The organism is Picosynechococcus sp. NKBG15041c (assembly GCF_055380235.1).
The window spans coordinates 129,466-146,926 of sequence record NZ_AP040363.1; the positions used below are offsets into that span (position 1 = coordinate 129,466).

Below are 17,461 nucleotides of genomic sequence, written 5' to 3' on the forward strand. Positions count from 1 at the left end.
TTAACTTGAACTGGGAAAAGCTGAAAAGTGTGATCTGGAATCGATCGCCTGGGTGGGGAAGATCACAACTGGGGGATAATCTACCTACTACCTTTTCATTGGATGCAATGTCTTCAGCCCGTCAACTCGCTTTTCTCGCCCTCCGGCAAATCATGTACCACAATGCCTATACTGATGTGGCCCTCGACCGAGTGCTCCACAAAAGTAACTTGGCGGGGAGCGATCGCGCGCTGGTGGCGGAGCTGGTTTACGGGACGGTGCGCCGCCAAAAGACTCTCGATGCCTTGATCAATCAACTAGGGAAAAAGCCCATCGAGCAACAACCGCCTGATTTGCGGGTATTGCTGCAATTGGGCCTATACCAACTGCGCTATCTGGATCAAATTCCCCCCTCGGCGGCGGTCAATACCAGCGTTGAAATTGCGAAGACTAATAAACTGGGCCAATTGGCAGGGGTGGTCAATGGTTGTTTGCGCGCCTATCTGCGGCAACAGGAACAGCAGGGCGATCCCTTGCAGTTCCCCGAAAATGAAATCGATCGCCTGGCCCTGACCTACAGTTTTCCGGAATGGCTCATCGCCCAGTGGTTGGAACAATTTGGGGCGGCGGAAACGGCCCAGCTCTGCCAATGGTTTAACCAACCGGCCCAACTAGATCTGCGGGTAAATCCCCTACGGGCCAATGTAGGGACAGTACAAAAGGTGCTCACGGATGCCGGGATAAAAGTGGAGGCGATTGCCCAGATTCCCAATGCCCTGCGCCTAGTGGAAAAACGGGGTTTGATTCAGGAGTTACCTGGCTACCGAGAAGGCTGGTGGACGATCCAAGATGCCAGTGCCCAGTTGGTGACCCATCTGCTGGATCCGCAACCGGGGGAAGTAATTATCGATGCCTGCGCTGCCCCCGGTGGTAAGACCACCCACATCGCCGAGAAAATGCAAGACCAAGGGACCATTTGGGCCTGTGATAAATACCAGGCCCGGATTAACAAAGTCGAGCAAAATGCCCGCCGCCTAAAGCTGTCGATGATCCGTACCCTCATGGGGGACAGTCGCAGCTATTCGCAGTTCCGCAATATGGCAGACCGGGTTTTGTTAGATGTGCCCTGCTCCGGCCTGGGAACCCTCCACAAGCGCCCCGATATCCGTTGGCAACAGAGTCCTGCAAAAATTGCGGAACTGACGACGCTCCAAGGGGAACTGCTGGCCACGGGGTCCACCTGGGTGAAACCGGGGGGCTATCTGGTCTATGCCACGTGCACTCTGAATCCAGCAGAAAATGAGGCGATCGCCCAGCAGTTTCTTGGGACCCACCCAGATTGGCACATTGTCCCCCCGGCAGAAGATTCCCCGGTCTTTCCCTACAGTCAACCAGAGGGCTGGCTCCAGGTTGTGCCCCACCGCCACCAGATGGATGGCTTTTTTATGGTGAAGCTCCAGCGGCAGGCTTAGAACCATGTGCGCCTCTAAAAAAAGTTAAGGGGGCATCGGTTCATTCGTCAGAACCAACACCCCCTAAATCTCCCTTCGCAAGTGAAGAATGAGAACTTTTTATGGCGATAAAAAAACTTAGAAAGAAAGACCGAGATTAACCCCCAGGGCCGCATGGACCAACAGTAGCGCGATCGCCGTCGACCCCACATAGGCATGAACTGTGCGGAGAGACTCTTTGCCCAGGAACTTGGTGATTGACAATGCACCATTGGCCATTAAAAGGACGATCGCAATCGTCCCAGTCCAGAAATGGGGACTCTCAAAAATCGGCTGCCCTTGCATCACCAGCGATAGCACACCCCCTGTCCAGCCGAGGCTGATAAAGGTGGTCAACCAGAGGGCCGCTTTCCGGTGCCAGTAAGCATTTTCGTTCTTGGCCTCAACATCGTCGGTGCGGCGAATTTGCCAGCCTTTAATCGCTGCCGAGCTGCCCACCGCGATAATCACAATGCTCATAAAGAAGGGGTGTCCCCAGTGGGTGACAACGGCCGGGATCGGCAGGGTGTTGAACCAATCGGCGATCGGCTCTAGGTAAGGACGAATGAATTCACCCATGGTTTTATCTAAAAAATTTTCTAAAATGTTTGCGTTCTCTATCTTAGGGGATTAACCCCTAGACCTCTCGCACTGATTGTCACTTTGCGATCGCCCCTGGTTGAAATCAAGCAAAACAGGCCGCGACCCAAAATAAACCATCCACAAGGAGCGTGCTGACCACCGCTCCGGCAAAGCTCCAAGCGGGAATGGTTCGCTGATGAAAAGCCCACCAACTGATCGCAATCAACAAATTCACCAAAACCACCGCCCAACTTAAGCCCCAAAAGGTCTGCATTTGGGCCAATGCTGCCTGGAAGATCGGCATCACAAAATCCGGCTCGGCATACATCAACTGCCGCCAGTAGGGAATCAAATCCGTCAGGTAGAAATAAATATCGGTGATCGCCGTCCCCAGGAGGGAACCGAGATAAAACAGATGACCGACTAAACCGCGCCTTTGCCACAGACCCCAGAGGGCAAAGGGCAGGCCGATCGCCTCCACGGGCAGATGCAAGAAAGGTTCATAGCGCAGCCAGCCCCAGTAAATGGCCCCCGCCAACCAACTCCAACTAAACCCCCAAAGCAGATCACCCCAAATTTCTGTACTCTCTTGTTGGCGCAGACGGTAGGCGATCGCCACCCAAACCAGTGTGAAAGCCAAACTAACCCAGGGGGCTGTTCTCACTAGGGGCGCTTGGAAAAAAACAGGCACCGAAACAAGGAAGCCGGAGGCCAGACAAATTAAAAGGGGCAGATTACGGCGGAGGTCCTGCTGTCGCTTGAGAACATACACTGCACCGACGGAGAAAAGGGGATGGTTCAGCAAAACAAAGGGGGTTTAAATAATAAGTTGTAAATATTTATGAATGAATTTTAACTGATGACCCCCAGTTTTCTCAGAAATCCGCTCAAAATTTTGCCATTTATCCCTAGCATCGCCCCTGTTTAGGTTTCTGAGAAAGCAGTCGAGGTGGTGGTAGTTCCGTCAGCCTGGGCCAAGGAAATTAAAGGGATGAGGCAAAAAGGTAGTCAAGGTGAACTGGATTGATTAGAGTGGTTTAGGCAAATCTCACCCAAGCATCAACAACATCAATGCTCAAGAAAAAGCAACAGCAGCAATGGTTTGAGTTCGGCATCCTCGTACTCCTCGGTCTCTCTGTTTCTCTCGTGGTCGGTCTTTGGAATTTCCGACTCCATGCCGCTGTGCCCAGTGAGCCCGAGGCGATCGCCTCCCCAGCTTTTAATTGGTTCCAGGGAATTATCTTGGGCCTCATCCAAGGTTTGACCGAATTTATCCCGATCAGCAGCAGTGCTCACCTCAAGGTGATTCCCGTTGCCTTGGGCTGGCCAGATCCAGGGATTACCCTCACGGCCGTGATCCAACTAGGTAGTATGGTTGCCGTGTTCAGTTACTTCTGGCAAGACTTGCAACAGGTCTGCGGCGGGGCTTGGCAAGCCTGGCAAACAAAAGACTGGCAGAAGCAAGAATGGCGAATGTTTGGTGGCATTTTTTTAGGAACCTTGCCGATTATTATTGTCGGCCTTGGTCTCAAGCTATTTATGCCCGGTTATGACGAATCGAATTTTCGGGGGCTCACGATGATTGCGATCGCCTCCATCGGCATGTCTGTTCTGCTGGCCCTGGCAGAACGGCTAACCCAGCACCAACGCTCCCTGGCACAACTGAAATTAAAAGATGGCATTTTGATGGGACTGGCCCAAGCTCTGGCAGTGATTCCTGGGGTATCCCGGTCTGGTTCGACGATTACGGCGGGGCTTTTTCTCGGTTTAGATCGCCCAACGGCAGCCCGTTTTTCCTTTCTACTAGGGATCCCCGCCATTACCATTGCGGGTTTAGTAGAGCTTGTCGAACTGTTTCAAACCGGTTTAGCGACAGTTCCCCCCCTGACCTTAGTCACCAGCCTGGTTTCCTCTACTGTTTTTTCTTACCTGTCGATCGCCTGGCTGATTCAATATCTGCAAAAGCACCAAACTTGGATTTTCGTCTGGTACCGATTGGGGTTTGGTATGATCATCTTGGCATTTACCCTGCTTTAACCCATGAGTGCCTCCACCATCAAGCCCGCCCAGATTTATCGCGTTGTCCCCGACTCCATTGCCGCTGAAATTGGGTTTGAGGCCGGAGATGCGATCGTCTCGATCAATGGCATGCAACCCCGGGATCTGATCGATTATCAGTTTCTCTGCGCCGATGAATATTTAGAGTTGGAAGTCCTCGATGCCAAGGGGCGATCGCACCAGATTGAAATCGAAAAAGACTATGACGAAGACCTGGGCCTCGAATTTGAAAATGCCCTGTTTGATGGTCTGATCCAATGCAATAATCGCTGCCCTTTTTGCTTTATTGACCAGCAGCCCCCCGGCAAACGCCAAAGCCTCTACCTCAAAGATGACGACTATCGCCTCAGTTTTCTCTATGGCAGCTATCTCACCCTGACGAATCTGCCCGAGCGGGAATGGCAGCGCATCAACCAAATGCGCCTCTCCCCTCTGTTTGTTTCCGTCCATGCCACAGAACCGGATATTCGCCGTCAATTGCTCAAAAATGAGCGCGCTGGGGAAATTCTTAAGCAATTGCAATGGTTTGCAGATCATCGTTTACAAATCCATGCCCAGGTGGTGGTTTGCCCAGGCATTAACGACGGTATTCATTTAGAACGGACCCTGCGGGACTTAGCCCAGTTCCACGAGGGGGATTTGCCAGCGGTGATTTCGGCGGCGGTGGTGCCGGTGGGCTTGACCCGGTTTCGCCCAAATTTGGCAGAACTGAGCCCCGTGAGTCAACCAAAAGCCCAGGAAGTAATTGCCCAGGTCACGGCCCTCCAACAGGAATTTCGTGAAAAATTTCAGACGAATTTTGCTTGGTTGGCCGATGAATGGTTTTTGATCGCCCGGGAAGAGTTGCCGCCGGAGTCTCATTATGAAGATTATCCCCAGTTGGGTAATGGGGTGGGTTCGATTCGCCAATTTATCCGTGATTTTCTCCAGACCGCCGATGAAGTTTTGCCCGGGGCGATCGCCCAACCCCAGCACTTCACTTGGGTAGTAGGGAACGCCGTCGAAAAAGCCTTTGAACCCCTGGTGGCACGGTTAAACCAGGTGGAAAACCTCACCGTTACCCTCGCCGCTCTGAACAGTGACTACTGGGGCCAAGCAATTACAGTGACCGGCTTACTCACAGGCCAAGATTTGATTGATAAATTAGCCGGGCGAGATTTCAGGGATGGGATTCTACTGCCCCGGGTCATGCTCAAACATGATGAGGCCAAATTTCTCGATGACAAAACCGTAGCCGAGGTGGCGATCACCCTAGGCACTCCGATTTATCCCGTAGAAGATGTCCGTCACCTTATGGCCCGCTGCACACAAACAGTGTCCCAAGAAATGTTATCAAAAGGTTAAGATTTGAAGACTTTTTGCTGATTTGGGCTAGTTTACTTCTCTAATAGAGAAAGAAGCCGATATCAGTCCGTCCAAGACAGTGCCTTCATGGACAGTTTTTCGATGTCCGGTTGAGATCAACGATGCTGTCTACCATCAATAGTCAACAATTACTCCAGCACTATGCCGCAGGCCAACGGCTGTTCCATAGACTTGATTGCGTGGCGGCGAGTCTGAGTGGCTCAGATTTGTCCCATGCCAGCTTTTCTGAGGGAAATTTTGCAATGGCCTCCCTAGCGCGGACAAACCTATCCCATTGCCATTTCCGGCGGGCGAATCTAGAGCAGGCTTTTTTGTACGGAGCCGACCTAAGCTACGCCAAACTCGACCACGCCGATTTAACTCGGGCCGATCTAACAAAGGTCAATCTCCAAGGGGCAACCTTAATTCGCGCTATTCTCACCGAAGCCCAATTGAGTGGCGCAATTATGCGGTGGGTTACTTTCTTTATGGCGGACCTGCAACAGGTGAATCTCTGTGGGGCCAACTTGACCGGGGTGAATTTTCGGGGGGCAAATTTAACTGGTGCTGATCTGAGTTGGACAAATCTCAGCCAAGCTAAGCTCAGTGGCGCTATTTTAAAAGACGCCAATTTACATGGGGCGCGGTTACAAGAGGCCTATCTCAATGGGGTTGACTTTCGGGAACGGGATTTCAGTGGTTTAAATTGCGCTGGGGTGCTGTTCAGTGGTGGCAAAGGCAATGAAATGAATTTAGTAGGCACAAATTTAACGGGGTCAACTTTGCGCTTTACCAATTTTCAGGGGGCGAATTTTCAACAGGCTTGCCTCAATGAAGCGGATTTACAGCATGCCAATTTAACCAATGCCAATTGCCAAGGGCTTGAGGCGATCGCCAGCAATTTTCAGAGGGCAGAATTAGTAAATGTTGATTTTCGCGATGCCAACCTCCAGGAGGCCGATTTTCGGGGGGCGAATTTGACCGGGGCTAACTTGGCCGGTGCTCAACTTCAGGGGGCTGATTTGCGGGGGGCAAAGCTAGACAGAAGACAAATACAGCCTGCGATTGTTGGTTTTAGTTCTCCCTTAGAAACCCCCCTGGCCTGTTAAATCATGGGCTGATATTGCCGGAAAATATGTCCCGCTGCGACAAAAATTGTCGTAGCCAATGGAATTTTGTAAATTTTTTTGACGGTAGTAGTTTCAAGTATTTTGACTTACACTAGGTCATTAGTTCCCAGCCATACGATTGGTTTAAATGCTGATTTTGGCGAGGAACGCTCTTTATAAACTATCTTCAGCTGGACCCTCAGAAGCTCAATGTTTGCCTTGCGAGATCTCATTACCCTTAGCACCAGTAGCCTTGTTGTTCTCTGTAGCGGCGGCGGGGCGATCGCCCAGATAGAAACTCCCCAATCTCTCCCCCCAGATGCTTCCCTAGAAGATCAGTCTCCGGCCGGTGACCCAGTACTGTCTCCCACAGTCGTTCCCGCCGACCTAGATACTTCTTTTTTACCCAATCTTGGCGGTTTGAGCGAGCCAACTACCCTCGCCGCTTCCGCCCAGACTTCTGAAATACAACTGTCTCCCTCACCCCACCTTGGTAACCTCCAAGCTCCAGCCCTCGTGGCCCAAGCAGAAATGCCTGAGAGTGATTCGACGGTGCCAGAGGCGGCCAACGAAGTCGAAATCCCAACAAGCAACGACAATCGACCGACCCCCACGGCACAGCCCCTGCCCTCTGACCAGGTCGAAAATGTCGAATTGCGAGAGCTATTAGTGCCGATCGAAAACCCTGCGGTCACAGTACCTCAAACTGCGGAAGCCCTGACTGTGAACGATGGCATCGATTTAACCTTAGAAGACACGGTTCGTTTGGCCCTAGAACGTAACGAATCGCTCCAAGAGGCCCGTTTGAACTATGAGCGCGCTGAGGCCCAAATTCGTGAGGCGATCGCCGCCGAACTACCGACCATCAGTAACCAAGTAGACTTGACCTACAGCGATAGTGCCAGTGGTGCCCTCCAGGGCAGAGCCCTCGGCCGCGATTCCAATTCCAGCACCTCCCTCAATGGCCGCCTGGAAGTAAACTATGACATCTATACCGGGGGGCGTCGTTCGGCTCAGGTAGAAGCAGCGCGCACCCAACGACAGATCGCCGAATTAGACATTGAACGGTTGACAGAAGAAATCCGCGCTGCCGCCGCGATCAGTTACTACGATCTGCAGAGCGCCGATGCCCAGGTGGTGATTGAGCAAAGTGCAGTATTCGACGCCACCCAAAGTTTGCGGGATGCAACCCTCCTTGAGCAGGCGGGGCTCGGGACGCAATTTGATGTACTCCGGGCGGAGGTAGAACTGGCAAATGTGCAGCAACGCTTAAACCTCGCTGAAGCCAATCAGAAAACCAGTCGCCGTCAATTAGCCCAGCTTCTGAGTCTAGAGCCGACTATTGACCCGCGTACTGCTGACGAAATTGATCTAGCTGGCCGCTGGGAAATTTCTCTACCAGAAACTATTGTTCTGGCACTGCAAAATCGCCAAGAACTCCGCCAACAGCTCCTCCAACGTGAAATTGATGGTCAACAGGAGCGCATTGCCCTAGCTGCGGTGCGACCGACGGTGAGTGTTTTTGCCAATTATGATTTGCTTGAAGTTTTCGATGATGGCCTTGGCCTGGCTGATGGGTTGTCAATCGGGGCGAGGATGCGTTGGAACTTTTTTGATGGCGGGGCGGCGGTAGCCCGGGCTGATCAGGAAGAAGTAGACCAGGCGATCGCCGAAAATCGTTTTGTTGACCAGCGTAACCGCATCCGGTTAGCTGTAGAAACGGCTTACTATAACCTCGAAGCGAGCGAACAAAATATCACCACGGCAGCTTCGGCAGTGACCCTGGCAGAAGAAAGTTTACGGCTGGCCCGAATGCGCTTTAATGCGGGGGTTGGGACCCAAACCGATGTCATCTCCGCCCAGACGGGCCTGAATACTGCCCGGGGCAATTATCTCCAAGCGGTGACTGATTACAACCGCGCCTTTGCCCAGCTCAAACGGGAAGTTGGCTTGGGTGACCGAATCCTCGCTAACGAGTAGTCAGCTTGCTTAACACCCCAACCCTAGGGGCTGGTTTTTGTGCGGAGCCAACGTTCGATACTTTGGGCGATCGCCCCGGCCAATTGATCTTGAGCTTGGGGCTCAGTAATCCATTCAAATTCTGTGGGATTAATCATAAAGCCCAGTTCCATCAATACCGATGGAGCTTCGTGGGGGCGAGTCAGGGCGAGGTTATTCCAGAAAACGCCATAGCTGGGACGATCTAAGCGGCTCGTCAGTTCATCATGGAGAAATTGGGCTAGATCATGGGCCTGGGGATGGTACCAAAACATGCCAATTCCCGCTGTGTTTTCGGCGTCCCCGGCATCGGGGAGAGCATTGTAATGGACAGACAGGGCTAAGGTTGGTTGGCCATTGGCAATGGCCGCCTGGCGATCGCCTAAAGAAACGTCCCGGTCATCGGTGCGAGTGAGGATCACATTCGCCCCCTTTGCTGTGAGTTGCTGTTGAATTTTTTGGGAGATCAAAAGATTAATCGCCTTTTCGGGATAGCCCGTGGGGCCGAGGGCGCCGGACTCACTGCCCCCATGGCCAGGATCTAGCAAAATAGTTGCCCCTTGGAGAGAATTCGTCCCCAGTTGTGGGGGATGACGGAGGGAAAGGATGAGATTATTTCCTTCGTAGCGCAGATCATAGCCCCATTGCTGGTCGGTTTTCAGGCGAAAATTGTAGCGGATCGTTTCTGGATCTACCTGGGCCCAGTCAAGACGACGAATTACGGGGCTTTCTGCTAGGTAAATCGTATCTGTTTGGGCGATCGCCTGGTGGAGGGTCAAGCTAAAGGTGTCGTCGTTCTGGGCAACGGTTACAGGCACGGGCCTTTGGAGAGGAAAAATCACCTCGGTGCTGGTCGCTTGGGTCTGCGATCGCACACTGCGAATGGTGCTGGTGGGGAGCACCGCGCCTTGGATGGGTTGGGTTTCATTGGCCCGAATCCAGGCCCCATAGTCAAGGCGTAGCCAATCTCCTTCTTTTCCAGTCACTAGGGCTTGGGTCCCCTGGGGGAGGGGGGTGAGGCGAGAAAAATCCGTTCCCGGCCCTGTCCGTGCCACCCCAGCGGCACTGGTGACGGCGATCGCCCCCAATGCTTGGGAATTTAGAATTTCAATATTACCGAGACTAGCAGCTGTACTCGTGCGTCCCTGGAAATTCATTTGGTAGCGGGCTTGCCCCAAATTACCCGGCTCACTAAAACGCTGACACCCTCCATAGGTTCCAGTAAAGCTGCCAGTCGGTGCTTCATTGTCTAGGGTCAAAACAGCCGCATTACTCGGGAGAACTGCCCCCATCTGGGGCTGCAACGGGAAAGACTCACGACCGAGGGTAACACTGACTTGGGCTTGGGCCGGGGCTTGGACTTGAAAACAAACCAATTCCTGGGGTTGACGGGCGATCACCACCGCAGGGAACGGCTCGGCTAATTCCCTAGGGGGGGTTATTGCACTAGCGAGGCGTTCAACCGTGACCACTTTTGTTTCTGTGGCTCCAGAGGGTTGGCGATAGGTCAGAGTAAAACGATTTTGTCCCACCGTTAGGGGAAAACTTGGGGCGAAATGACCCAGTTCACTGCGGGAGAGCCTCTGACCATTAACCTCTACCGTACCGGCCAGGGGCGCAGAACCAATCAAAAAAATCTGCTCTGCATTCGTTTGGTGGCTGTTGGGTGGATAGACGACCTGGAGGCGATCGCTCTGGCGGGGCAACTGGGAGAAGGCCGGCAACGTCAACATCGTGGCCGAACCCAAGCCGAAAAATATTGCCTTCAACATTGAGATTTTTCTCCTAATGAAATCTTTTCCGGTATTTTTACAGGGTAGTTTTAGGGAGTACTATCTCCCTGGACTACCTGTTTGATCGTTGTAAAGCTTTCTAGACCAATTAAGCCCCGTCGATTTCCCTTTTGGTTCGAGACCCCAAGAAAAACCGAATCACTCCCCTGGGGATGGCGAGAAAAACAAGGGGAAGCATTGACATAAACCAAGGCACTATCGATGCCCGCCGCAAATTGTCGACTTTCTTGGTAAGACTCCGTGATAATGCAGTCTGCATGGCCACCAGAGTTGCAGTTAATCTCAGTGATGGCAGCGGCGAGGTCGGGAACCCGTTTAAAGGCGACCACCTTAGCGAGATAGGCCTGTTGCCATTCCGTTGGCGCTGCGGGAACCAAATGTTCTGGAAATTCTGCGACTAAGTCAGGGCCACCCCGCAGTTCAAACCCTTGTTCTTTCAGCACTTTGAATAAGCCAATAAGATGGGATGTTTTTTGTTCTGGGCTAACTAGTACCTTTTCGATCGCATTGACCGCATCTGGTTCGTAGTTGTGGCTATCTTGGATAACACGACTAGCCAGGTCGAATTCGCCACTAGGGGAGAGGTAAAGGTAGCAGTTACCCACCGTTGTACGGAGAACAGGGGCAGTGGCATGTTGGACTACTTGTTGGATCATTTTGGGCCGACCATAGGGAATGATCAGATTGAGATATTGATCTTGGCCCACAAGTTCTTGTATGGTACAGCCTTCTTCGGAAGAGAGCGCTTCGACGCAACCCTGGGGCAAACCTTGGTCTGCCAGGGCTGTTTGCATGATGTTGGCAAATAAATGATTCGTATGACTGGCTTCACCACAGCCGCGAATCACCAGGCTATTGGCCGTTTTGAGACTGAGACCAGCGGCGATCGCCCCCAATTCTGGTAGAGCTTCGTGGATCAAGCAAATGACCCCGAGAGGCATCCGCTGGGAATAGGTTTGGTAGCCACTGATTTGATAGGTGGCATTCTTAATGCGCTGGAGGGGATCAGGGAGTTTTGGTAGCCGCCGCAGGAAATCAATCGTTTTGTCTAAACGTTCTGGGGTCAGCTTGAGCCATTCCAAAATTAACTTTGGCACGGCCATTTCTCGGCTGGCTTCAAGATCTTTGGTGTTGGCCTCCAAGATTGCAGCGATGTTTTCTTCGATGGCATCGGCGATCGCCTCAATGCCGAGGTGACGTTCACTCCCTTTTAATAATTCCAGCTCAAGGGAAGCCCGGTGAGCCCGCCGGAGCGCCGCCACGATTGGCCCATCACCATCTCTTGGGGGAGTAGAAGCCATTTGATTACCTATGCAAACCTCAAATTGCGTCTAAACAGGGACGCCAAACCTCACCAAATCATACTGATTGCCCTGGGGGATCGCAAGAATATTTGCGGGAAAGTACCGAAAAAACAGTCCTCCGGCAGAAAACGCCACAACATTAATTTTTGTATTTTGTATCAAAATTTACAGAAATTAAAATAAAATAGATCATTGAAGAGAAAAAAATACACGCCAATCTTCTGGGGTTTGCGAATCAATTTGGAGTCAATCAATGGGTACCCAACAACAGGCCCGCGCCCTTATGATGCGCCAACATCACGCTATCAAAAATCGACAAATGTCTCTCCTAAACCGTTCTGCTAGCGCCATTGGGATGGAAGCGGATGGGGAGTATCAAGGCAGAGTTCAAGGAAAATTACCCCGTCAAGTCCTCGCTGACTATCGTCGCAGCAGCGCCACTATGAGTTGAAGATCAAAGGCTATTGTCTGTTGTCGGACGAAAAACATTCCAGGAAAATTAGAGCCGCTGGCTCCACTGGTCTTGGGAGAGAAAAGGGCGATCGCCACTGATAGGGGCCACAGGCTCTGTGAGGGTAAAATCACCAATGGTGATCCATTTTTTTAACGTTTCTGCCACCTGATCGGCGAGATACAAGCTGGTAACTGGAGCCACCTTGACCGTCTTTCCTTCGATGGTTAATTTGCCTGTTTTAAGCTGACCATAGCTGACGAGGCCAAAGGTGGGCCGTACCCGCCGGGGAATCGAAAAATCCATTACTGGGGCGACAATTTCCTTATCTTGGACGGCGCAGTGGGCGATGACTTCTTCATGGAGCACAGGCAGGGGGACCCCGACCCCCAACATCAAAGAAGGACCATATTTGGTGAAATAACAACCCCGTACCCATCGGGGATCCATCTGTTTGGCATCACCGATGAGGGCGAGGGTAGAGGCTGGCCCCAGGGGGGTGCGGTTACCGAGGCGTTTTTGTAGGGGGAAATGTTGCGTACCTTCCCAGGCCACATAACCGATGCCCCCACCGAGAAAAATTTTTGTCCCGACCCCAATCAGTTCCAGATCCGGATCGTTTAACAGGGGGGAAATGGCCCCTGCACAGGCGTAGACGGCATTGCCTAGATGGGGTTGGAGCGGCCCGAGGTAAGTATATAAAGGGCGATCGCCGCCGTTGACCCCGACGATGAAATTTTGATAGAGGTTACGCGGGTTAAACAGATAAAACTGATTGATTTGATCTTTCGTGATTGTATTGTCCCAGGTGGCCCGGGGGTAGCAGTCTGTCACATGGCCTAAGGCATGGAGGTGAACTGCTTTCCCGGCGATGAGATCGGCGATTACATGGCCACCCCCTTTCTGGGAGAGGGGGCGATCGCCCATTTCCTGGGTTTCATTTTCGAGGGGATCTTCCATCATCGTCGCCCCGAGACAGAGATCGACAGCCCCAAAGCCAGGATAGGCAGGAACCCCATTGAGCCAACATTTGCGAATTTTTATCGGCGGGTCGGTGTGGCCTAGGTTTAAAATTGCCCCCGAAGATTCCATCGGCTCGAATGTGCCCGTCGTAACCACATCCACCGTTGCTGCAATTTTTTTAATGCCCCATTCAGCCACCCTCGCCTTGACCTCAGCCACCGTCCACACCACAGCTTGGCGGGCTAAAATTTTTTCGTTGATGCTGGCGATCGTTCTCATGGAAATACGCAGGGAAACTTATTTTCCATCCTAGGGGAAAATTAAGCTTGGTTGCGCCGCCGTCGACAACGTTCAGAGCAATATTTCACCTCATCCCAACATTTTTCCCATTTTTTACGCCAGGTAAAGGGGAGACCGCAGACCATACAGGTTTTTGTGGGTAAATCGGCTTTTTTCCGTTGTCGTGCCATTTTTGCTGAAATTCTTTAATACATCCGACTAAGGACATAATCAATCAAGTCGGTGAGGGCCACTTTCGAGGGGGACGGATCGAGGCACTCCAAGCTCTGGAGGGCTAAACGACCATGCTGGGCGGCTAATTCCTTGGCACGACTAATTCCATTGCTGTTGCGCACCATCGCCAGGGCTTTTTCAGAATCGCCATTTTCTGAAAATTCCCGTTCAATCAGCTGGGTTAAAGTGGGGTGCTCTTCCATGGCAAAAAGCGCTGGGGCAGTGATGTGGCCGCCGATGAGATCGGAACCTGCGGGTTTACCCAGCACATCGGTGGAGGCGGTAAAGTCTAAAATGTCATCGACAATCTGGAAGGCAAGGCCCAAATTACGGCCGTAGTCATAGAGGCGATCGCCAATTTCCGGCGCCATTTCACTGAGCACAGCAGCGGCCTTGGCACTATTGGCAATCAGAGAGGCGGTCTTGTAATAGGACTTTTCGAGATAGATCTCTAGGGTCATCCCTGTGTCGAAGCGATTTAACCCCTGCTGAATTTCGCCCTCGGCAAAATCTTTAATCACTTCAGAGAGCAGCTTCACTACGGTGAGGTTGTCCAAATTGGCCAGATACCAAGAGGACTGGGCGAAGAGAAAATCCCCGGCCAGCACAGCAATGCGATTATCAAACAAGCTATTGACCGTGGGGACATTCCGGCGGAGAGCGGCTTCATCTACCACGTCGTCATGAACGAGGCTCGCGGTGTGGATCATTTCTGTAATTTCGGCCAAGCGTCGATGGCGTTGGGTCAACGGGCGATCGCCTAGGGTAGCTCGCGATGCCAACAGGACAATCGCCGGTCGAATTCGTTTCCCCCCTGCAGAGAACAGGTGCTCAGCTGCTGCCCCCAGGATCGGGTGTCGGGCACTAATGAGCCGCGTCAGATTTTCACTGAGCTCCTTAAGGTCGGCTTCGACGGGAGAAAAAAGGGTAGTCGCTGAAATCATTATTAAGCCGAGGGAAACGAAATTTACGAAAATTTACATATCCTATATTGTATGGCAATGGATTCGTTTCAGCAGAAAACCGCGATTTTTTGCTACGCCACACCGAGACTCCAGGGGGAGTCTGAGACTATTTTATGTAATTGACCCAATTTAACCGTTACTCACAGGCAAGGGAGAAGCCATTCTTACTAAGGTTTCTAGATCCACCTGTTCTACCAAGGGGCTATATCCTAGCCAGGCCCGGGAAGATTGGGCAAATTGTTCTGGGCAGCCGCTCACTGCAAATCGAGTGGGTCGGGGCGGTTCTGTATTTTTCCAACCCATCAGTTCCAGCTCCTGTTCTGTGGCTCGAACGACGTATTCTGCTGGGTCAACACAGGTCACATGGCTCGGTAAAATCGATTGAATAACTCCAGCCAGGTGACGGTAGTGGGTGCAGCCATAAATGAGTGTGTCAATACCTTGCTCTAATAGTGGTTGGAGACGTTTTTGAACAATACGTTTTGTGTGGGGGTCGTTAATGCGGTTGGCTTCAATTAAGGGGACAAATTCTGGACAGGGCATTTGCCACACCGCCGCTTCTGGATTCACTTCAAGGATCGCATTTTCGTAGGCGCAACTGTTGACTGTAGCTTGGGTGGCAATAACACCAATACGCTTGCCTTGGCTGACGGCACCCCGTGCCCCCGGAAGAATTAAACCGAGTACCGGGGTTTTAAATTCAGACCGAATCACATCTAGGGCGATCGCCGAACTGGTATTGCAGGCCATCACCACCATCTTCACCCCCTGGGCTTCCATCCAGGTCAAGATTTCCCGCACATATTGAACCAATTCTTCGGGGGAACGATCACCATAGGGGAGCCGGGCCGTATCTGCAAAATAGATAATTGACTCCTGGGGAAGCTGTCGGTATAGGGCTCGAAGAACGGTAATTCCCCCTAAGCCACTGTCAAATATACCGATGGGGTGTTGCTGTTGGTTGCCCATAGATTCTCGTTCACACCAAATAAATTAAACAAAGATTAGCGTAGTTTTAAGGGATTCGCGCCAATTTTTGTGGTGAGTTACTAATTTTTTATGGCAACCGGCAGTTAACGCACACTATTTTGAATATATTCCAAAATACCCGCGGCGATCGACTGGGCCATCTGACTGCGGAAGGCCGGATCATTGAGACGCGGAGCATCTTCTCGGCCCGTGACAAAACCCACTTCCACCAAGGCTGAGGGCATAGAAGTCGCCCGGAGCACGTAGAATCTGGCGGTCTTGACCCCCCGATCGCGGATCGTGATGCGACGCATGACATTGCGGTGGATACTGTCCGCCAAACCTCTCCCGCTTTGGTGATAGAACACCTCAAAACCATTCACATCAGGACGACTCATGCTGAGGGCGTTGGCGTGGATACTCACAAACAGATCTGCGCCGGCAGCATTGGCCTGGCGGGCTCTTTCCTCCAGGGAAATAAAAGTGTCGGTGTTTCTAGTCATGCGCACGCCGATACCGTGCTGTTGGAGGATGCGAGTTACCTCCTGGGAAATGGGCAGGATCACATTTTTTTCTTGGAGGCCACCAATGCCCACTGCACCGGGGTCTGTGCCCCCATGGCCAGGGTCGATAGTCACAACAATGTTACTGCGGGGGGGCCGAAAATTGGGGAGCAACCGACCAGATTGACTGGGGGGGACATTTGCAGGCGGAGGCACGGCTAGGGGACGATTGAGATCGAGGGCTAAAAACTGGGCGCTGGGTTGAGTGAGGTTGCCAATTTGTACCCCTGGGGCCGGAGCAATCTGCACCAGTACGGTATTGGCGTTTTCTTGGCGGATGGCAATGCGAGAGATGGGGCTATTCCCTCCCCACTGGGGGCCACGTACGGGTTCGGCGAGACGAGCATTATTAATGCGAATTTGGTAAAGACCTTCACTCTGGTTCCAGCTGCCATTGGCCTGGAGGCGATCATTTCCTCGAATGACCAATTGACTGTTATTGCGGGCCAATTCAAGGGCTTCAACGGTGCTTTGTCGGGCCTGGGCTGAGTTTTGATTTTGGGCTGGAGCTTGGGTTTGTGGCTGGGGGTTTGCGGCCTGGGTCAGCACGTTAATAGAACCTGTTCCCTGGCTGCTGAGGCTGTTGGTTCCGCCATCGGGGAGGAACACAAGACCACCATTGCCGAATGTCGTGTAGAGCGCGCGCCACCGGGGACTGCCAGGTTCGAGGGTGAGGCTAATCCGCGCTTCGGTGCGACTGGGCTGCTCAAAGTGAATTTGTTTAACTTGGTAGCGATTGACGGTGAGGGTTTGGTTTTCGAGTTCCCGGGGCAGTTGCAAATCCCGCAGGGTGAATTCTAGGCGATCGCCCCTTTGGTTAGTGGTGATGCGACTCCCAGGACGGGGCTCCAGGTTAACCAAAAAGCCCTGCTGGGTGACCTGGACCAGGTTTCCTAAAAAAGCTTCTGTGGGAGCAGGAGCACCACTGCCATTATTGTTACCCGAGTTGCTAAACAGAGCTGGCGTTCCCTGGGGGGGAGTTTGGCCTGAAATTCTTTGGGGTTCTGGAATATCAACAATCCAGTCCGTGGGCGATCGCCCTTCAAAGCGGATCGCGTTGGGATCAAGAGTATACCCAGGGGCAAGTTCCACCACCAAGCGGGCCGTATCCGGCGTAAACTGGCCAGTCCGAACGCTGGTAATCGCTCCCCCATAGCTACGATTGACCGCTGAACTGCCCAGTACTGTACCCGGTAAATCAATCACCAAACGACTGGGATTGGTGATGAGCTGGGCCTGGGGTTGAACTCGATCATTAGTCCGAAACTGGAGTTGGCGCCGTTGGGCATTAAATTCCCAAAAAACCAGTTGCCCAGCCCAAGCTGGTAGCTGCCAGGTGGATAGGGCGATTAGCGTCAGAAAAAACCAGAAAAATCTCAC

General features: G+C 52.4%; 15 protein-coding genes. 6 read left to right on the forward strand and 9 right to left on the reverse strand.

All coding sequences use genetic code 11. The features are described 5' to 3' along the window. The first annotated feature begins 107 nt into the window (after positions 1 to 107). Entirely contained in the window at positions 108 to 1,451 is a 1,344-nt protein-coding gene (locus tag ACZ45B_RS00610; protein ID WP_024545442.1) for a 16S rRNA (cytosine(967)-C(5))-methyltransferase, read from the forward strand. Positions 1,452 to 1,568: 117 nt separating this feature from the next. On the opposite strand, the gene ACZ45B_RS00615 is transcribed toward ACZ45B_RS00610, so the two are convergent. Both ACZ45B_RS00615 and ACZ45B_RS00620 read right to left on the reverse strand, forming a co-directional pair. Continuing rightward, positions 1,569 to 2,048 carry a DUF4079 domain-containing protein gene (locus ACZ45B_RS00615; protein WP_024545441.1) on the reverse strand — a complete coding sequence of 160 codons (480 nt, stop codon included), beginning with the start codon at positions 2,046 to 2,048 and terminating at the stop codon, positions 1,569 to 1,571. 106 nt (positions 2,049 to 2,154) lie between these two features. Continuing rightward, on the reverse strand, positions 2,155 to 2,784 hold the full coding sequence (locus ACZ45B_RS00620; protein WP_315862126.1) for a DUF3120 domain-containing protein: 630 nt from the start codon (positions 2,782 to 2,784) through the stop codon (positions 2,155 to 2,157). A 338-nt stretch (positions 2,785 to 3,122) separates the two neighbouring features. Here ACZ45B_RS00620 and ACZ45B_RS00625 point away from each other — a divergent pair, with 338 nt between their 5' ends. The 4 genes from ACZ45B_RS00625 (at position 3,123) to ACZ45B_RS00640 (ending at position 8,542) form a co-directional block, all read left to right on the forward strand. Then, positions 3,123 to 4,088, forward strand: coding sequence for an undecaprenyl-diphosphate phosphatase (locus ACZ45B_RS00625; protein ID WP_024545439.1), 966 nt, complete (start codon positions 3,123 to 3,125; stop codon positions 4,086 to 4,088). Between the two features lie 3 nt (positions 4,089 to 4,091). Next, positions 4,092 to 5,453, forward strand: coding sequence for a TIGR03279 family radical SAM protein (locus ACZ45B_RS00630; RefSeq protein ID WP_024545438.1), 1,362 nt, complete (start codon positions 4,092 to 4,094; stop codon positions 5,451 to 5,453). Positions 5,454 to 5,575: 122 nt separating this feature from the next. Next, the gene (locus ACZ45B_RS00635) at positions 5,576 to 6,562 is read left to right on the forward strand and encodes a pentapeptide repeat-containing protein (RefSeq protein ID WP_051352911.1); all 987 of its coding nucleotides are present in this window, start codon (positions 5,576 to 5,578) and stop codon (positions 6,560 to 6,562) included. Positions 6,563 to 6,772: 210 nt separating this feature from the next. Continuing rightward, positions 6,773 to 8,542, forward strand: coding sequence for a TolC family protein (locus ACZ45B_RS00640; RefSeq protein ID WP_024545436.1), 1,770 nt, complete (start codon positions 6,773 to 6,775; stop codon positions 8,540 to 8,542). A gap of 23 nt (positions 8,543 to 8,565) precedes the next feature. Here ACZ45B_RS00640 and ACZ45B_RS00645 read toward each other — a convergent pair whose 3' ends face one another. Both ACZ45B_RS00645 and ACZ45B_RS00650 read right to left on the reverse strand, forming a co-directional pair. Beyond that, positions 8,566 to 10,332, reverse strand: coding sequence for an N-acetylmuramoyl-L-alanine amidase (locus ACZ45B_RS00645; RefSeq protein WP_024545435.1), 1,767 nt, complete (start codon positions 10,330 to 10,332; stop codon positions 8,566 to 8,568). 50 nt (positions 10,333 to 10,382) lie between these two features. Continuing rightward, a complete protein-coding gene (locus tag ACZ45B_RS00650; protein ID WP_024545434.1) occupies positions 10,383 to 11,654 on the reverse strand; it encodes a glutamate-5-semialdehyde dehydrogenase in 1,272 nt (423 codons plus the stop codon). 256 nt (positions 11,655 to 11,910) lie between these two features. Here ACZ45B_RS00650 and gifA point away from each other — a divergent pair, with 256 nt between their 5' ends. Then, entirely contained in the window at positions 11,911 to 12,108 is a 198-nt protein-coding gene (gene gifA / locus ACZ45B_RS00655) for a glutamine synthetase inactivation factor IF7A (protein WP_024545433.1), read from the forward strand. A gap of 48 nt (positions 12,109 to 12,156) precedes the next feature. On the opposite strand, the gene ACZ45B_RS00660 is transcribed toward gifA, so the two are convergent. The 5 genes from ACZ45B_RS00660 to ACZ45B_RS00680 all read right to left on the reverse strand — a co-directional run bounded on the left by ACZ45B_RS00660 (position 12,157) and on the right by ACZ45B_RS00680 (position 17,461). Further along, positions 12,157 to 13,350, reverse strand: a complete 1,194-nt coding sequence (locus ACZ45B_RS00660) for a homocysteine biosynthesis protein (RefSeq protein WP_024545432.1) — start codon at positions 13,348 to 13,350, stop codon at positions 12,157 to 12,159. Between the two features lie 41 nt (positions 13,351 to 13,391). Next, positions 13,392 to 13,541, reverse strand: a complete 150-nt coding sequence (locus tag ACZ45B_RS00665; protein ID WP_071990929.1) for a DUF2256 domain-containing protein — start codon at positions 13,539 to 13,541, stop codon at positions 13,392 to 13,394. Between the two features lie 15 nt (positions 13,542 to 13,556). Further along, positions 13,557 to 14,528 carry a solanesyl diphosphate synthase gene (gene sds / locus ACZ45B_RS00670; RefSeq protein ID WP_024545431.1) on the reverse strand — a complete coding sequence of 324 codons (972 nt, stop codon included), beginning with the start codon at positions 14,526 to 14,528 and terminating at the stop codon, positions 13,557 to 13,559. Positions 14,529 to 14,678: 150 nt separating this feature from the next. Further along, a complete protein-coding gene (gene murI / locus ACZ45B_RS00675; protein ID WP_024545430.1) occupies positions 14,679 to 15,518 on the reverse strand; it encodes a glutamate racemase in 840 nt (279 codons plus the stop codon). Positions 15,519 to 15,622: 104 nt separating this feature from the next. After that, a complete protein-coding gene (locus tag ACZ45B_RS00680) occupies positions 15,623 to 17,461 on the reverse strand; it encodes an N-acetylmuramoyl-L-alanine amidase (RefSeq protein ID WP_024545429.1) in 1,839 nt (612 codons plus the stop codon).